This window comes from Limnoraphis robusta CS-951 (genome assembly GCF_000972705.2).
Window position 1 is genome coordinate 1 of sequence record NZ_LATL02000319.1, and the last position, 16,517, is coordinate 16,517.

The 16,517-nt window shown below is 41.3% G+C and carries 19 protein-coding genes; 7 read left to right on the forward strand and 12 right to left on the reverse strand.

The window, feature by feature from the left end; translation table 11 throughout:
- Positions 1-264 precede the first annotated feature (264 nt).
- Complete coding sequence (locus tag WN50_RS26915; protein ID WP_281062912.1) at positions 265-585, forward strand: DUF4349 domain-containing protein; 321 nt, start codon at positions 265-267, stop codon at positions 583-585.
- 121 nt (positions 586-706) lie between these two features.
- Here WN50_RS26915 and WN50_RS26920 read toward each other — a convergent pair whose 3' ends face one another.
- Positions 707-1,117, reverse strand: coding sequence for a hypothetical protein (locus WN50_RS26920; RefSeq protein ID WP_049561309.1), 411 nt, complete (start codon positions 1,115-1,117; stop codon positions 707-709).
- 221 nt (positions 1,118-1,338) lie between these two features.
- Complete coding sequence (locus tag WN50_RS34905; RefSeq protein WP_160315447.1) at positions 1,339-1,503, reverse strand: hypothetical protein; 165 nt, start codon at positions 1,501-1,503, stop codon at positions 1,339-1,341.
- On the opposite strand from WN50_RS34905, the gene uvrB reads away from it, so the two are divergent.
- The gene (gene uvrB, locus WN50_RS26925) at positions 1,489-3,486 is read left to right on the forward strand and encodes an excinuclease ABC subunit UvrB (protein ID WP_046280348.1); all 1,998 of its coding nucleotides are present in this window, start codon (positions 1,489-1,491) and stop codon (positions 3,484-3,486) included. The two genes, WN50_RS34905 and uvrB, sit on opposite strands and share 15 nt — an antisense overlap.
- Positions 3,487-3,535: 49 nt before the next feature.
- Here the strand turns inward: uvrB and WN50_RS26930 are convergent, their stop codons facing one another.
- Positions 3,536-4,150: a hypothetical protein gene (locus WN50_RS26930; RefSeq protein WP_046280349.1), complete on the reverse strand. Its 615-nt coding sequence runs from the start codon at positions 4,148-4,150 to the stop codon at positions 3,536-3,538.
- Between the two features lie 174 nt (positions 4,151-4,324).
- Between WN50_RS26930 and WN50_RS26935 the strand changes: the two genes are divergently transcribed.
- Positions 4,325-5,797, forward strand: coding sequence for a pentapeptide repeat-containing protein (locus WN50_RS26935; RefSeq protein ID WP_046280350.1), 1,473 nt, complete (start codon positions 4,325-4,327; stop codon positions 5,795-5,797).
- A gap of 27 nt (positions 5,798-5,824) precedes the next feature.
- Here WN50_RS26935 and WN50_RS34385 read toward each other — a convergent pair whose 3' ends face one another.
- The 5 genes from WN50_RS34385 to tnpA form a co-directional block, all read right to left on the reverse strand.
- The gene (locus WN50_RS34385) at positions 5,825-5,995 is read right to left on the reverse strand and encodes a hypothetical protein (RefSeq protein ID WP_200906362.1); all 171 of its coding nucleotides are present in this window, start codon (positions 5,993-5,995) and stop codon (positions 5,825-5,827) included.
- Between the two features lie 55 nt (positions 5,996-6,050).
- Positions 6,051-6,722, reverse strand: coding sequence for an HAD family hydrolase (locus tag WN50_RS26940; protein ID WP_046280351.1), 672 nt, complete (start codon positions 6,720-6,722; stop codon positions 6,051-6,053).
- Positions 6,723-6,958: 236 nt separating this feature from the next.
- Positions 6,959-7,225 (reverse strand): hypothetical protein, encoded by a 267-nt coding sequence (locus WN50_RS35530; protein ID WP_046280352.1) that lies wholly within the window; start codon positions 7,223-7,225, stop codon positions 6,959-6,961.
- Positions 7,226-7,240: 15 nt separating this feature from the next.
- Complete coding sequence (locus WN50_RS35535; protein ID WP_046280353.1) at positions 7,241-7,741, reverse strand: hypothetical protein; 501 nt, start codon at positions 7,739-7,741, stop codon at positions 7,241-7,243.
- Positions 7,742-7,821: 80 nt separating this feature from the next.
- Entirely contained in the window at positions 7,822-8,244 is a 423-nt protein-coding gene (tnpA, locus tag WN50_RS26955; protein ID WP_046280354.1) for an IS200/IS605 family transposase, read from the reverse strand.
- A 76-nt stretch (positions 8,245-8,320) separates the two neighbouring features.
- Here tnpA and WN50_RS26960 point away from each other — a divergent pair, with 76 nt between their 5' ends.
- From WN50_RS26960 to WN50_RS26975, 4 genes are all read left to right on the forward strand, one after another.
- Positions 8,321-9,586 (forward strand): RNA-guided endonuclease InsQ/TnpB family protein, encoded by a 1,266-nt coding sequence (locus tag WN50_RS26960; protein ID WP_200906363.1) that lies wholly within the window; start codon positions 8,321-8,323, stop codon positions 9,584-9,586.
- Between the two features lie 132 nt (positions 9,587-9,718).
- Positions 9,719-9,964 carry a TIGR02450 family Trp-rich protein gene (locus WN50_RS26965; protein ID WP_046280355.1) on the forward strand — a complete coding sequence of 82 codons (246 nt, stop codon included), beginning with the start codon at positions 9,719-9,721 and terminating at the stop codon, positions 9,962-9,964.
- Positions 9,965-9,966: 2 nt separating this feature from the next.
- On the forward strand, positions 9,967-10,575 hold the full coding sequence (locus tag WN50_RS26970; protein WP_235441146.1) for a hypothetical protein: 609 nt from the start codon (positions 9,967-9,969) through the stop codon (positions 10,573-10,575).
- A gap of 61 nt (positions 10,576-10,636) precedes the next feature.
- Entirely contained in the window at positions 10,637-10,888 is a 252-nt protein-coding gene (locus WN50_RS26975; RefSeq protein WP_046280356.1) for a hypothetical protein, read from the forward strand.
- Positions 10,889-10,993: 105 nt separating this feature from the next.
- Here the strand turns inward: WN50_RS26975 and WN50_RS26980 are convergent, their stop codons facing one another.
- The 4 genes from WN50_RS26980 to WN50_RS26995 all read right to left on the reverse strand — a co-directional run bounded on the left by WN50_RS26980 (position 10,994) and on the right by WN50_RS26995 (position 16,350).
- Positions 10,994-11,878 carry a PhzF family phenazine biosynthesis protein gene (locus tag WN50_RS26980; RefSeq protein ID WP_046280357.1) on the reverse strand — a complete coding sequence of 295 codons (885 nt, stop codon included), beginning with the start codon at positions 11,876-11,878 and terminating at the stop codon, positions 10,994-10,996.
- A gap of 33 nt (positions 11,879-11,911) precedes the next feature.
- Positions 11,912-13,456 (reverse strand): anthranilate synthase component I, encoded by a 1,545-nt coding sequence (gene trpE, locus WN50_RS26985; RefSeq protein WP_046280358.1) that lies wholly within the window; start codon positions 13,454-13,456, stop codon positions 11,912-11,914.
- Between the two features lie 110 nt (positions 13,457-13,566).
- The gene (gene psaD, locus WN50_RS26990; protein WP_046280359.1) at positions 13,567-13,995 is read right to left on the reverse strand and encodes a photosystem I reaction center subunit II PsaD; all 429 of its coding nucleotides are present in this window, start codon (positions 13,993-13,995) and stop codon (positions 13,567-13,569) included.
- Between the two features lie 261 nt (positions 13,996-14,256).
- Positions 14,257-16,350, reverse strand: a complete 2,094-nt coding sequence (locus WN50_RS26995; RefSeq protein ID WP_046280360.1) for a DICT sensory domain-containing protein — start codon at positions 16,348-16,350, stop codon at positions 14,257-14,259.
- Positions 16,351-16,517: the final 167 nt, after the last annotated feature.

Sequence of the window (16,517 nt, forward strand, 5' to 3'; positions counted from 1 at the left end):
CCATTTCAGAGATAGTTTCGGTATGCCCTACCGTACTTGAGAAAAAAATGCTTTGTTCTCTGTACTTGGTGCTTTAAGGTTTTATATGGCCAAAGCATTTCTTGCAAGAACCCCATACCTTAAGTTTTCAAGGTTAATTGCATCGATTAGATGCTGGGTTTTTCAACTGGTTGAATACCCTGCCAGTAGAGTTATTATAGCATTAGAAAGAGCCTTATATCCCCATACCTGAAGGTAGGGGCGTGTGCGGCAATTTTTGGTAACATTCGCGAATCGATAGAACGACTGGATGCTCAACTTCGCAATCTGCAAAATCAAGTCGCTTATTCTATGATTACTTTAAATCTAGAAGAGGCTGTTAGTGCTTCTTCTCAACCTCAGCCAGATTTGGGTTTACAAATCGGAGAAACTTGGGGAAAAGCCCAAAATGCTGTAACTGAGTTAACCTTGGCTTTGGTGAGTTTAATGGTTTGGTTACTGGCTTTTAGCCCTTATTTCATCTTAGTTGGGGGTGCAGTTTATGGTTATCGACGCTGGCGCAAACAACAAGTCAATAACAAAGATTCACAGAGTTTCAAACCCTAAAAAATTTGTCGTTCTGAGCGGTGAAGAATTTCTCAATATCCTTCTTTGACTCAGAACGACGATTAACATAGACTACTTTTGCGATCGCTCTAAGGCATTCCGTTTCCCTAGAAAATCGGCTTTAGTCGAGATATCCCATTAACGCATAGGGATCATCAACGTCGTTAGAAGCAACAGGGCGGTTAACCGTCATCGATGTGATTTGTAGATGGCTGATTGCAACGGGGCGGTTTGCCATCGCGCCGACTGAATCTTCCGAATGCACAAAGCTAATCCCGGAAACACTCTCGGTTTTGAAAATCGGACGGTTGCCCATAATCGTTCCCACGACTTCCAAATGACTCTCCTCAATGGGACGGTTTGGCATGATCATCGCTGAGTGAGCGACTTGAATTTGAGTCGGGGTTGAATTTTCTGATGATTGGGCTTTTGTCGGTTTGGTGTCCACTTCTAAATCCTTACTCATATCTTTTTCCTGATTATTCTCGTCGGTGTTTTCTGCGTTAACGGTGTCTTCCTCACCCTTACTCATACGCTTTCCTGTAGTTGGACGGGTTCGCGTAGTCCTCCTTTTCGTTGTAGAAGAGCTAACAGCCATGTTTGAATACCTTGATTTCTTAAACGAGTTAGCCTACACCTGCATAAACGATTAACCTGTGCCGACTAAGCTGCTGATTTCACCTCATTTTTCAGACTTGCCCTTTAACCGTTTAGCTAAAGTTGAGCTTTATTGTTTGATGAATGCTAAACAAATTATAAAATATTCCAGCACTTAAGTAAATAGCCAACTAAGAAAAATAACATATTGTAACTATAAGTAAACAAAAACGGCACAGCTTCACACAGCCAATTCTCAACAGAAGTGCTACCATCCAAGTTAAACTCCACTGAGCCTCCTCGAAAATGGCGCAATTCCATCTACACTCACCTTTTGAGCCAAAGGGCGATCAACCCCAAGCGATCGCCAAACTGGTCAACAGTCTTCAAGCTAACCATCAATTTACCACGTTGTTAGGCGCAACGGGAACCGGAAAAACCTTTACAATCGCCGCAGTCATCGAGAAAATCGGTAGACCGACTCTGGTGCTAGCCCATAATAAAACCCTCGCCGCTCAATTGTGCAATGAGCTACGAGAATTTTTCCCAAACAATGCTGTAGAATACTTTATCAGCTATTACGACTATTATCAACCAGAAGCTTACATTCCCGTTACCGATACCTACATCGAAAAAACGGCTTCGATTAACGATGAAATTGATATGCTGCGTCACTCCGCTACCCGATCATTATTTGAACGTCGGGATGTGATTGTTGTGGCTTCTATTAGCTGTATTTACGGTTTGGGAATACCTACAGAATACCTGAAAGCCGCTATTGCTCTGCGGGTTGGAGAAGAACTTGATCAACGTCAACTGTTGCGAGATTTGGCTTCGGTTCAATATACTCGTAATGATACCGAACTGACTCGCGGGCGCTTCCGCCTAAAGGGAGATGTTTTAGAAATTGGCCCTGCTTACGAAGATCGGATCATTCGGGTGGAATTTTTTGGGGATGAAATAGACGCCATTCGTTATGTTGATCCCGTCACCGGAGAGGTTTTAAAAAGTTTAGAAGCCTTAAATGTTTATCCCGCTCGTCACTTTGTTACCCCAGAAGATCGTTTAGAAATTGCTTGTAACGATATCGAAGAAGAACTAAAACAGCAAGTTCAATCCCTAGAAAATGCGGGAAAACTATTAGAAGCCCAACGCTTAAATCAACGCACTCGTTATGATTTGGAGATGTTGCGAGAAGTCGGATATTGTAACGGCGTTGAAAACTATTCCCGTCATTTAGCCGGACGCCAAGCCGGAGAATCGCCCGAATGTTTAATTGATTATTTTCCCAATGATTGGTTATTAGTTATCGATGAATCTCACGTTACGATTCCTCAAATTAGGGGAATGTACAACGGCGATCAATCCCGCAAACGAGTGTTAATTGAACATGGGTTTCGTCTTCCCAGTGCAGCCGATAATCGACCTTTAAAAGCGGATGAATTTTGGGAGAAAGTCAATCAATGTATTTTTGTTTCAGCCACACCCGGAGACTGGGAAATCGAACAATCTCAAGGAAAAGTCGTTGAACAAATTATCCGCCCGACGGGTGTAGTAGACCCCGAAATATTTGTGCGTCCAACCGAAGGACAAATTGATGATTTATTCGGAGAAATTCAAGAACGAGTTCAACGAGATGAGCGGGTTTTAATCACTACGTTAACCAAACGCATGGCGGAAGATTTAACCGAATATTTGCAAGACAGAGGCGTTAAAGTTAGATATTTGCACTCAGAAATTAAGTCTATTGAACGCATTGAAATCATCCGAGACTTACAACAAGGGGGATTTGATGTGTTAATTGGGGTAAACTTATTAAGGGAGGGTTTAGACTTACCTCAAGTCTCGTTAGTGGTGATTTTAGATGCCGATAAAGAAGGGTTTTTACGGGCGACTCGTTCGTTAATTCAAACCATTGGACGGGCGGCGCGAAATATCCGGGGTCAGGCGATTTTATATGCAGATAATCTCACCGATAGCATGATTAAAGCCATTGATGAAACAGAAAGAAGACGAACCATTCAGTTTGAATATAATCAAAAAAATGGGATTACACCTCAACCCATTGTTAAAAAGTTGAGTAATGGAATTTTAGACTTTTTGGATGTTTCTCGACGGTTAAACGCCCAACAATTAGAAGAAGTTTATGAACAAGTTGATGATTTACCCCTAGAAGAAATTCCTGATTTAATTGGTCAACTTGAAAAACAAATGAAAGAAGCCGCAAAACAATTAGAATTTGAAGAAGCCGCCAAATTACGCGATCGCATTAAAGTATTACGAGATAAGTTAGTCGGACATTAATTAACCTCTCTTTGATCCCCCCTCGGGGGGATTAAGGGGGGAAAAGAATTTATTCTGATATTAATAAACCGATTAAAATCCTCATTAATTCTTCTAAATCCGCCGGAACCCGATAAAGATTAATATCTTGTCGAATTTGTTTTTCTGGACGAGATAAAACCCCAAATTTCCAAATATCCCCCGTTGTTACCGCCCCCCAAAGCATTTCTGAGGGAGAATTTATCCATTGATCGAGGGCGATTAATTCCACGGAAAGTTGAGTAAATCCCCGGGAAAGATCGGCATTTTTTGCTTCAACCACTAAGAAACTATTTTTAAATTGAACTAAATAATCAACTGAACCTCTGAGGCGATCGTTAACAACAATCGGATATTCTATTTTAAGTTTAGCCCGAAGAAAACGACACAATTCTAACAACACGGGCGCAATAATTACTTCTCGACGGGCGGTTTCACTGGTGAGATCGACAACAATCAAATCTTGTTCAATGCGATTTTTGAGAGAAGTTATCTCAAATTGACCCGAAAATTGAGAAAAGTTAAATTGCGATCGCACTAAAGAATAACCCAATTCTTCCAGAATATCTTCTGGATCGAAGGTTAGCTCAAAATATTTACTAAAAGTATAGATTTGATCGGGTTTGAGAAGGGGAGGTTTAGTCATGGCGAGATATTCCTCAGTCTAAGTGTTCTAACTGTCACTCAAAAAAGGGACTGTCGTTGACAACAATAAAATTGCTAAATTGAAACTACAGTCAAATTATTTTGTATAAGTTCTAGTTTTAAATTCTAGCTTACTTTTAGCCCTCTCTTGAATATTAGCAATAGGAGATTAATCATGGTGACAGAACTCCAAAAAATTGAATCCGTAAACACCCCACAAGTCGAAAATTCTCCATCTACAGAACTCTCAAAAGTCACTCAAACGATTATTAATCCTGAACTTCATCAAGATTTACAACAGTTGTACGAAGCCAAAACCTGTTCGGATTTATTTCAATATGATGTTTTATTGCGTCAACTCGCTCAAAAATATAACTTTGAACTCGAAGAATTCCGTCAAATCTTTGAAAACTACGCCCAGAAAAAATCCCTAGAAACTTCCCAAGGATTTCAAAAACAATCCCGACAAGTCGGATATTTTATTAATCGTTTTTCTTATCATGCGGCGAATTCCAAACTATTTGGTATTCTCGCTGCTTTATCCGGTGTGGGATTTACTTTGTTTCAGTTTGGAACTCAAATGCACAGTTTTGTCACCGAACTTCAAGAACAAAATACTATCGCTCGTCGCCAAGTTATTTATCAAGCTTGGGATATTATTCGCAAAAATCAAGATCGAGAAATTAGCGATAATGAAAGCTATCGTTCCAATGGCGGTGTTACCCAAGCGTTGCAAGATTTACACAGCTATGAGGTGAATTTATCCGGTTTAGAAATTCAACGCACTCAGTTAGTTTATCTAGAATTAGAAGAAGCAGATTTGTCTTATAGTAATTTTCAAGGTTCTAATCTCAATTACTCCCAATTTAACGAGACGAACTTTAACGAGTCAAATTTAGAAAATACCAAGTTTTTTAGAGCTAAATTAAATAATGTTTTCTTGAGAAATGCTCAACTCAATAACGCTGAACTGACCAGCGCACAACTGAATAATTCTAAATTAGTTAACGCCGAACTCATCGGCGCAGATTTATCCAATGCTCAACTCAACAATGCTGATTTAACCGGGGCTAATTTCACGAATGCTCAACTTAATCGTGTTAACTTTGAAGGCGGGGATTTTAAAGATGTTATCTGGACTAACGCCGAACTTCAAAAAGCCAATTTCACCAACGCTAAAAATCTTAATCCCGTAAAAATTAGAGAGGCGAAAAACTGGATAGCAGCAACTTATAATCCCGAATTTATACCCGAACTTTGTTGGGTTCATGGCGGAGATATAACTGCGGTTGATTTCGGTCAATTTAACTGCAAACAACTCTATTTTAAACAATTAGACGCGGCTAACTTTGGCGGTGGAAATCTGCAAAATATTAATCTGATTGAAGCGAGTTTAAAACAAGCCAATCTCAGCCAAGCCAACCTACAAAATGCTTTACTTCATCGGGGTAAATTTCAGGGTGCAAACTTCCAAAATACCAACCTTGAAAACGCCAATTTATTGTGTGCAAACTTAACCGATGCGACGAATTTAGAACCCCAACAAGTTAAAAAAGCAGCAAATTGGCGCTCGGCAATATACAGCAAAGAATTCAATCAAAAACTTGGATTAAACACCAAACCCAGTTTTAGAGTTTGTCGGAAGTAACTAATAATTTAAACAGGATTTCCCGACTTATGCAGATGTTTCTAAAACTTCTTTAATCTGGGGAATCTTCGCTTTTGCAGCATCATACCCTTTTTGCATAATCGGTTTGGCTTGATGAAAATCAAAAATACCAAAATCCATCAAATTCGGTTCAATTAATAAATCCGGTTGGTCTATCTGGAGTTGAATCTGAGTCACTAGCCTTTATCATGCAACCGTAGGGGCGCCAACTTGCGCCCTCATTCTTGCGCCGTCATTTTTGCGCCCTAAGCGGAGATTCCTCATAATGATTGAGTAAATCAGCCGGATCTTTATAAATAGCAATACAACCCGCTTTTTTTAAAACGTCTTCAGAATATCCCCCACATAAAACCCCAACAGTTGACAAGGAAATTTTCTCAGCAGCTTCAGCATCATAGGGACTATCACCCACAACAATAACTGATTCTTTACTCACATTTTCAAAATGATTAAGTGCGGCAAGAAAAATATCAGGATTGGGTTTAGCCTGTTCAACATCTCCTCTTGATGTTACCCCATTGATTAAATCTTTTATACCCAGAAGTTCTTGATAATATTCTACGGTTTTTGGACGAGCAGATGAAGCTAAAACAATCTGATTCCCATCCGCTTTAACTCGCTCAAAAAGTTCTCGAACTTTGGGAAATGGCTTGATTTTATCGAGCAAATTTTCCTGATAGTATTGTTTGCGATAATCGCTAATTTTCTCGCCGTCTTTCTCGATTTCTTCTTGAGAGATAAACTCGGGGAGAATATACTCTCCTCCTTTACCAATTTGTTGTCTTACCTTATCAAAATCAGCATCATAACCATACTGTTTAAATGCTTTCACCCAAGCTTCAGCATGAAAGTGGACTGAATCTACCAGGGTTCCGTCTATATCAAAAATAACAGCTTCAGGCATGAATATTTTTCACTCTAGGGGTTAAGTGTAATTGTTACTGAATCACTTTTATAGTAAACCTCATATGGCAAGCTGTTGTCGTGTACCTATAGGTAGAAACTGGTGAAAATTAAAGACAAGTTATTTTGTCAATCCCTCATAGGGATTAATTTTTTTATAGTAGGGTGCATTAGAGCGAAAAGTTAATGTTGTGATTATTAATTTTATTGTCTGATTTCCCCTACAACTCTAATAACCTAAGTAAACTTGACTCTGAAATTCCCTTTTTCTTGGTCGATAAACTGGTCAAGCTGTGCTAAACTCAAGGAAGTTGGTAGAGGATAACGAGCCAAAATCAGGCGCTTGAGATCTGTATGATAACGAATCATCGAAGCAAAATGTCTCGGGTACTTCTCCTGATCTACACCGACAAAATTACCCTGTTTTTTCGCTTTCTGAAAGATTTGACGCCAACGTTCGATAGATGGTAAACCTACAGAATCCACACCATGAGAAAATAACATCAAATAAATTTCATCCTAGGGATCAGTATTTTCTAAATAATCTTCGAGTGCATCGAGAGAAGAGGGATCGTGCATATGATGTAACTTCAACTCGGGGTTATTTTCTAATAAAGAATTCGCCCATTTACAGCCCCAATTGAAAGCCTGTTTGGGTTCATCAATATCAATCTCGCCGCCATGCTTAACCGGAATCAGAAATGTCTGGGGGAGCCAGGGAATACCCAACGCAGCACAGAGGTTCACCAAAGCCCCGCAGGAAGAACCAATTGCTACAGCCGGATAGGAACGTTGGGGATATTCATTCACCATCCATTGGGCGACAACTTCCGCCCTGACATTCTCCAACTTTTCAGGGGCGATCGCTTCTCCAGCACTTCCAGCAATATAAATCTGTTCTTGCAGCGATCGCGGTAACTGGGTAATTAAATCGGCAGATCGACTAAGATTGCCTGTGTATTTAACTGCACAACGCTTGATCTGGCGATCGCTTTTAGCTTCTCCCGCAAGAAGCCCCACGTCTGACCCGAAAGGGCAGCGTGGGACAGTCGCTCAAGCATCGGACGCAGGTTCCGATGGCGCGACCTTATGAATTGCGGTCAGAGATTATTGGAATTGGGTTGATTTTGGTTTTCGATATATTGCCTGAGAGATGAGATAGTAACCCCACCACAACTAGCGACAAAGTAAGAGCCATTCCAAAAAACATCTTTCCAGTAGAAAGAATTCAAGTGTTCGGAAAACTCTTGTCTTAATTTTCGAGATGTTACAGATTTAAGGTTGTTGACTAAATTGCTCAAAGCCAAGTCTGGATGGTATTGAAAAAGAAGATGAACATGATCATCCTCCCCGTTAAACTCAATTAATTTACAATCCCACTTGTGGAGCAATTCTTCAAACATGAAATGCAGCTTATTCAGTATTTCAAGGGTAAAAACTTTCCGTCGATACTTGGCTGTGAGAACCAAATGCACCTTGAGGTCACTGACAGACCTCCCTTTGCTGACCAAATCATTTTTCATAATCTCACTTTGAAAAACTTGTGTTCTAGTCAGTGTACACTAAAACCACGACACCAAACAAAGGAGGTGATTCAAAGTGCTGAAGGCTACAAAGGTGAGGCTATACCCAACACCCGAACAGGAATTGGCGTTAGCCAAGTCGTTTGGTTGTGCGCGTTGGTATTGGAATTTTGCCTTAAATACCTGCATTCAGCACTATCAAGAAACTGGAAAAAGTTTAAAACTAGCAACCTACAAGGGGATGCTCCCTCAACTCAAAAAGGAATACCCTTGGCTCAAGGAAGATTGTTACTCATCGGTTCTCCAATGTGTAGCAATTAACCTGGACAAAGCTTATAAGAACTTTTTTGAGGGACGAGCTAGATTCCCTAGATTCAAGTCCAAGCATCACAAACAATCAATCCAATACCCCCAAAATGTTACCGTTAGCGGTAAATATCTAAAAATTCCCAAGATTGGTGAAGTCAAAGCAGTATTTCACAGGAAAGTTACAGGAAAGATTAAAACAGTAACAATCTCTAAGTCTTCAACCGATAAATACTTTGCTTCAATATTGTGTGAAGTAGAGGGAAGTGAAGTCAAAGAATCGGGGGACAAAATTATTGGGATCGATCTTGGATTAAAAGATTTTGCAATTATCCATGACGGAGAAACCGCAACTAAATATGCTAATCCGAAACATTTAAACCGTCACCAGAAAAACCTGGCTCGAAAACAGAAAAAACTCTCTCGAAAAACCAAAGGAAGTAAATCGAGAGAGCGATTCAGAAAAAAGGTGGCTAAGGTTCACGAGAGAATAGCTAATTCCCGCCAAGATTTCTTGCACAAGTTATCAAGAAAATTGGTAAATGAAAGCCAAGTTGTTGTCGTTGAAGATCTCAACGTTAAGGGGATGGTTAAGAACCGAAAGTTATCCAAGTCAATATCTGATGTGGGATGGGGAACGTTTGTCAACTTCATCGATTACAAACTTCAACAAAAAAGCGGTCAACTCATAGAAATTGATCGCTTTTTCCCCAGTTCTAAAACTTGTTCCTGCTGTGGTCATGTCGTGGATTCGCTACCTCTGAATGTCAGAGAATGGGATTGCCCTATCTGTAAAACTCACCATGACCGTGACGAAAACGCTGCACTGAATATCAGGAATGAAGGCATCAGAATACTAAATAAAGACGGAGGGAACCCCGTCTCTGCTGATGGAGCCTGTTTAAGACCGGATAACCGCTGCGGTGAAAGGGCATCGGGCTATGAAATCAGAAGCCCACACTGTACCTTCGGGTCAGTGTGGGTAGTTCACGGAGTTCTACTCTCAATGCTCAAGAGTATAACGGCTTTGATTTAACGAGACTTCTAACCACAGAAAGAACTTTTCGGAAAAATAAAAACGGGTTTTGCAGAGGTTACGAGTTTTTGATATTTTCCAGAAGACGGCTATCTGTCAAAATGAAGAAGATTGCCAGCTAACGACAAAAAAATGCCAAAAAAGCAAAAATTTCCCTATCTCGTCGGTTCCAAATGGACAGCCACTCAAAAAACCTGGGGTTGGCGACATTTTCAGGTCGTTAACCGCAAAAATGATGGACAATGGGTATTTGCTGAAATGGTAGCATCTTGTGATCCCAATGTTCGCTTTTGGTTAAACGCCAAACAACTCAAAGATCGAAGCCTCTGGGAACCTGGATGGCAGTCTACACAAGAGTTAGAAAATCTTGAAGGATAAAAATGATGATAGAAAATAACCCTCTACACACTGCCATTCGTTTATCCCAAGCAGCAACAAAGCAACTGCAAACTCTTGGGGAAACTTTAACACCTGAACAAATTACACCGCAATTAATAGCAGAAACGGAAACGCTATTCAAGCAAGCTTTGGCTAATTTAGCAGCAGCTTTGAACCCGCCCAATTTAGATCATATTCCCCCGGATGTCTTATCTCAAGCCGAACGTTTGGGAATTCCTCTTGATGATATTGAAGTACAAGTTGCAATGTCTTCCCATCATCTCAGTCAAATTATCGGCGTATTAGCAGAAATTGACAATCGGGCGGAAAACATTAGACGCAGACGAGAATATTTCTTAGTGAGACTTCCTGACATAACCGTTGAGAAATTAGGTTCACGGCTTCCGGTAATGACGGCTGCCGACTTGCAGGGGCCAACCGAACAAACTCCGGCATCGGTTCGAGACGCACTTAAGGCAAAATACAATCTAAATCGATTAAACCACAAAACGCGATCGCAGAGTTCATTATTTGAAAAAATTAAACAAGCTAAACAAGCCTTAGAACCCCCTGAAGTCGCTTTAGACGAGGAAGATGACTTACCCTTCTGATTGGGTTGAGGAGAGTCAGAAAGAGAAGGTATACAAATGTAAAACTCAGGAGTATCGCCCCATGTCTCAGTCTGAAACAAACCCGCAAAATCCTCAAAATACAGAGAAAGCGAAAGTTAAAGAAAGTTCGGGTTTAGAAGTCATTAGTATTGGTTACGGAGACGGTTCATCCGGTGAAAAACAAGCCAGCTTGTCTCAAGATAAGTTAGATCAAGTTGCAGATAACGTTAACGCTGTAATTGATACAGATCAACCCCAATGGGAAACCGAGCAAGATTGGAATGATACGGCTTGGAAAGTGTGGCTAGGTTAATCAATAATAGGGTTTGAGAGATGTTCAACTCACCACCAAGGCACAAAGTTCCCGAAGATATTCTTTCTTTGTGTCTGAGTGTCGAGCGTGGTTTTTCATCTCTCCCTATAATAATTTTCCCTGAGCCACTTTTACCACTTTTCCCCCAACCATTACTTCAATTTTATCAGCAACTTTCTTCGCTTTCAAGTACAAAATAGAAGGGCGATTAATTTCATAACCTTGTTCAACTTTCAGATCAATTTGATCTTTTTCAAAATAAGAATGCTGAATTAAATATCCGGCTAAACAACCGTTTGCACTTCCGGTTGCGGGGTCTTCGGGAATTCCTAAACTCGGGGCAAACATTCTCGCACTAATTTGATTTTCGGGGCTGTAAGGTTCAGGAGAAAAGATTAAAATTTCTGTAGAATGTGTGATTTCCATCAGCTTTGAATACTTTTCTAGATTCACCTTTGCTTTCTTCAAAGCCGCTAAATTTTTCAGGGGAACGAGGATAAACGGAATTCCGGTAGAAACCTCTTGAATGGGAAATTTAGGATCAATTTCGGAGACTTCTAAACCCAAAACTTCGGCAACTAAATTTACTTCTAAAGTGTGATAAAATTCCGGGTTATTCTGTCGCATCCAGAAAATTTCATCGCCATCTTCATCTTGAGTCCAAGTGACGGGAATTTGCCCAACTCCCAAATTTAAAATCACTTGTTCAAGCGGTTTTTGAATGATTTCTTGTTGAATAATGTAGGCTGTTCCAAGTGTTGGATGACCCGCAAAAGGCAATTCTTTTTGAGGGGTGAAAATCCTCACATCATAGCCTCCATCTTCGGTTTGACTCGACGGAATAAAAGAGGTTTCTGAATAGTTCATTTCTTGGGCGATTTGCTGCATTTCTGCATCGGATAGAGACATGACTCCCTCTCCAAAGACGACAGCTAATTGATTTCCCGCATATTTGTCTTCTGCAAAAACATCAACAATATAAAAATCCATGATGTTTGTTATTCGGTGTAAATGGTTTTCAGTTTACTGTTTTTTCAAACAGCCAATTGCTTCTAATAATCCTCTCGCTTTATTAAGCGTTTCTTCGTATTCTCGTTGCGGATCAGAATCCGCCACTAAACCCGCTCCTGCTTGCACACTAACAACATATTTACCATCAGTTTGAGGACTAACTAACATCGTTCGGATCGTAATTGCACTATTGAGTTGTCCTTCAAAATCATAATAACCATAAACCCCCGAATAAGGCCCACGACGACAACCTTCTAACTCATGGATAATTTCCATCGCCCGAATTTTTGGCGCCCCACTGACAGTTCCAGCCGGAAAACAGGCTTTTAATAAATCCCAAGCTGTTTTATCCTCTGCTAATTCTCCCACAACATTGCTGACAATGTGCATTACATGAGAGTATCTTTCTATCACCATTAATTCATCAACCTGGACGCTACCACTGCGACAAACCCGCCCTAAGTCATTTCGCCCTAAATCAACTAACATTACGTGTTCGGCGATTTCTTTGGGATCTTTGAGCAAGTCCTCCGCTAACGCATCATCTTCAATAGTTGTTTGTCCCCGACGGCGAGTTCCCGCAATGGGGCGTAATGTGGCGATGGTTTTTCCCTCGGGGGTTTTCTCTGCTTTCACCATCACTTCAGGACTTGATCCGATCATCTGCCATTCTCTAAAGTTAAAATAAGCCATATAGGGCGAAGGATTAATTAACCTTAGAGAACGGTACAAAGCAAAAGCTTCGCCGTCATAAGGGGCGGAGAGTCGCTGAGACAACACGACTTGAAAGATATCTCCCGCTTTGATGTAAGCTTTGGCTTTTTCAACGTTTGCACAAAATTGTTCTGGGGAAATATTACTGCGATAACCTTCAATTTCGCTTGAGTTTGGCGGTTGTCTCTCTGGGGTTGGGGGTGTCCATTCTAATAGGGTTCGTTCCCGTGAAAATAGCGGTGATTCTAATTTATCTAACAGTTGGGTGACGCGATCGCAAGCTTGTTGATAAGCAGTTTGCAGATCGCCATTACGAGTATCAGCATAAGCGATCGCTAAAATTTTGCGTTTAATTTGATCAAAAATAATCAAATGATCAACCTGCATCCACAAGCCATCAGGAATTTGATCTTCTGTCGGTTCATAAACTGGTACACGCGGTTCGATCCAGCGAATCAGTTCATATCCCCAAAACCCAAATAACCCGCCAATTCCAGACGGTAACTGCGGTAATTTTACCGGATGATAAGCAGCCAGACAGTTTTGCAAAACGTTAAACGGATCACCGTCAAATTCCTCTATTGTGCCATCACGATAAGTTTGCGTGGCGCGTCTTCCTCGGGCTTCTAACACCCAAACCGGGTTACAACCGACAAAACTATACCGTCCCAACTTTTGACCCCCTTCAACGGATTCTAGCAAAAAACTATAGGGCTGACCCGCACAAACTCGATACCAAACCGAAACCGGAGTATCTAAGTCAGCGACCCATTCTTGATAAACGGGTATAAAATTACCTTGAGTTGCTAGTTGTTGAAACTGGGAGAAGTTCGGAAAAATCATGGCGGTCTAGAGGTGATGAAATAGTAAAGGATGAAGGCACAATTTAATCCTTCATCCTGCCATTAAAGAGCATAAAATTGCTCTACTCAGCGTTAATATAACGCCAAGCACTAGGTTTCGTAAGGTGCTTTGCCACTAAACTTGAGTTTAGCGGGATCGGGATTAGACCCAATATTACGCTCGATCTTACCGTAGAAATCACGACCTTCGTTGACTTTTTCAGGGAAGACACCATCTTTCGGATGCAAGTATTCCATATCACCGTTCGGATAAATGCGGTAGATTTTAAAGTCGTCAATTTTTGGTTTGAATTTTGTCCGAAATTGCGATCCCAAAGCTAGACATTGTTCTTTACGAGACAAATAAAGTAGGTTTTCACCTTCATTCATAATAGCAGCGCCACCTGTGGGCATTTCAAAGACTTGCTCTTTGGAGCTAGTCCAGGTGATGGCGTATTTTTCCTCAACTTGCGCTTTGGTCAGCAAGCCGCCTGTGCTACCGCCGAAAATAGGGGGTTTTCCTGTCAGTTGTTCTGCCATAGAACGTCTATAGTAAGGTTTTTACGGCATCCTATCACTGATGTTGCCGAATCTGGCTCGATCGTAAAGAACCGTTACACATTACAGTTTACAGTTATACAGTTATCAGTTATCAGCGCAAACTTGCGACCCGGCGGAATAGTCGGTAGCAAAGTTTGTAAGAGAGTTACCAGCATTCACAGTTATCACTGGTCACTGGTCACTGTAAACTGATAACTGTCTAAGCTTGTTCCCGCACAACGGAGTTTGCGCTGTCCCCTATTACCGATTAATTTCGGCTTCTGCCTCAACAAACGGAATGGTAAAATGAAATTCACTACCTTGATTTTTACCTGGAGAATCTGCCCAAATTTCACCGCCCCAACCTGTGACAATTTGTTTCCCAATTGCCAGTCCTAAACCTGTTCCGCCAACGGTTCGTCTGAGGGAACCTTCTTCTTGATAAAAGCGATCAAAAACAGCTTCTAAACGATTCGGTTCAATTCCTCGTCCTGTATCCGCTACCGTTACTTCTAACATTTTACTGCCATTTCGTTTGGCTTTAATGGTTACTTTTCCCTCGGGACTGGTAAATTTACAGGCATTATCTAATAATTTGTAGAGCAATTCTACTAACCATTCCCCATCGGCTTTAACTAACGGTAAATCATCAGAAACTTCGGTTTCAATTCCGGGTAATAAACTTTTAGACAAACGGGCGCGAAGTCCACTCACAGCCAAATCTACACATTCTCTCAAAGGCAAAGTTTCAAAATTCCAATCGACTCGACCACTTTCAAGATTAGAAAGAGTTAAAAAATCTTGTACTAATTTTCTGAGTCGTTCGGCATCTGTTAAGGCTGTTTCTAACATCACCTGTCGCATTTCGAGCGACATATCCGGTTCTTGACTGAGGGTTTCTAAACACACTTGAATTGTTGATAAAGGGGTGCGAAGTTCATGTCCGGTGATCGCAATTAAATTACTCCGAGTCCGTTCTAAAGCTTCTAGTTGTTGGTTGAGATCTTCGAGGTTGGCGTAGGTTTGCGCTTGAATTAATGCTGTACTGAGTTGAGTGGCGATCGCATCGACTAAAGACAATTCATCTTCTTTCCAACTGTAAAATGCAGGTTTACATTGATGCAACTCAACCATTCCTAATAACTTTCCCTGATACAAAATCGGAACCATTAACCAACCCCTAATTTTCCAAGAATCAGCCAGTCTTTTAATGGTATTTAGGCTAGAAGCTGTTAAAATTTCAGGTAGAAGATTGCGATTTTTAGGAGATTTTACTGCGGCTTCTGGAGAAAGAGAAGTATCGGCTAAATAAACCCGATCTTGATGTTTGATCACTTGTTCAAATAGCGGATTCCCTTGTAAGAGCCAAGTTTGTCCAACTAGGGAGTCGAGAGAACGAGCGGAGTTGTTTTGAGCGTCACAGCAGAGATATTCATGGGTCAGAACGATCGCCTCATCAGTGGACTTGCAGCGATAGATTAAACACCGACAAGCCCCCATCGCTTCACCGAGTTCTTGAGTGGCGACTTTGATGATTTCATGGGGATTGAGGGATTGTCGAATGGCGTTGGTGATCGAGTTAACAAGGCGTTCTTTACGTTCCTGAGCGGCAAGAGATCGGTAAACCCGCAATAATTTATGTTGACCTGCTTGTAAATAAGTCACCAAGCGATGAGCAAAGGCATCACTGAAATGAGACGGAGATAATTCTCCGGGTATAATACTCGTGGGTTGGGGTTTTTTGGAAGAACGACGAGACCCTGATTTCGACCGATTTCCAGACGGTGAAATCATTCCGTAAACTTGAAGGGCTTGTTCGACTTTGGGACTGAGTTCCGGTCTATAATATATAATGCGCTGCAATAAAAGTTCAGCGACTTTCATGCAGACTTGGCGATCGCTTGTCCAGATTCCCTCAAATAGCCTCGCCTGTTCCATCGCCAGTTGTTCAGGAATCTGGGAATTTCCAGCTATATTTTGACGCTCAACACAAGCTAGACAGGTTGAGTAATGCTGACCGAGAATCACTAGACTCCATTCTAGGCTCAAGGGATCTTCCGGGCCAAATGCAACCATTTCATGCTCTCCAGAAGAGTTCTTAAACTCTGTTTCTGGTGCGGCCATCACATAAACTTGATTGCTTCGTTGGGCGATGCGTCTATAGCGGTGAGCCTCCTGACGATAAAAACGCTCTCGCTGAAAAGTGGCGATCACCAGAGGTTGATCGGTTCCCGCTAAAACCTGATCTTCCATCGCATGAGAGAGCGCTGTCAAGGATGATTTAAAGTAAATTTGAGACCGCAGTTTGGGCATCACTTGCACCAAATCCGCTAGTACCGAGGTCGAGATACTCATCTGGTGGTTAGAGTTGAGGGATGGATTAGCCCTAGTCCTGGCTATCCCAAGCGTAACTGCTCTCAGTCTGATTAGCAGTGTATCACGGATTATAGGGTATACAAAAACAGTTATCAGTCTTTTCAGTTATCAGTTTTTTCACGATCGCCCATCCCCCATCCCCCATC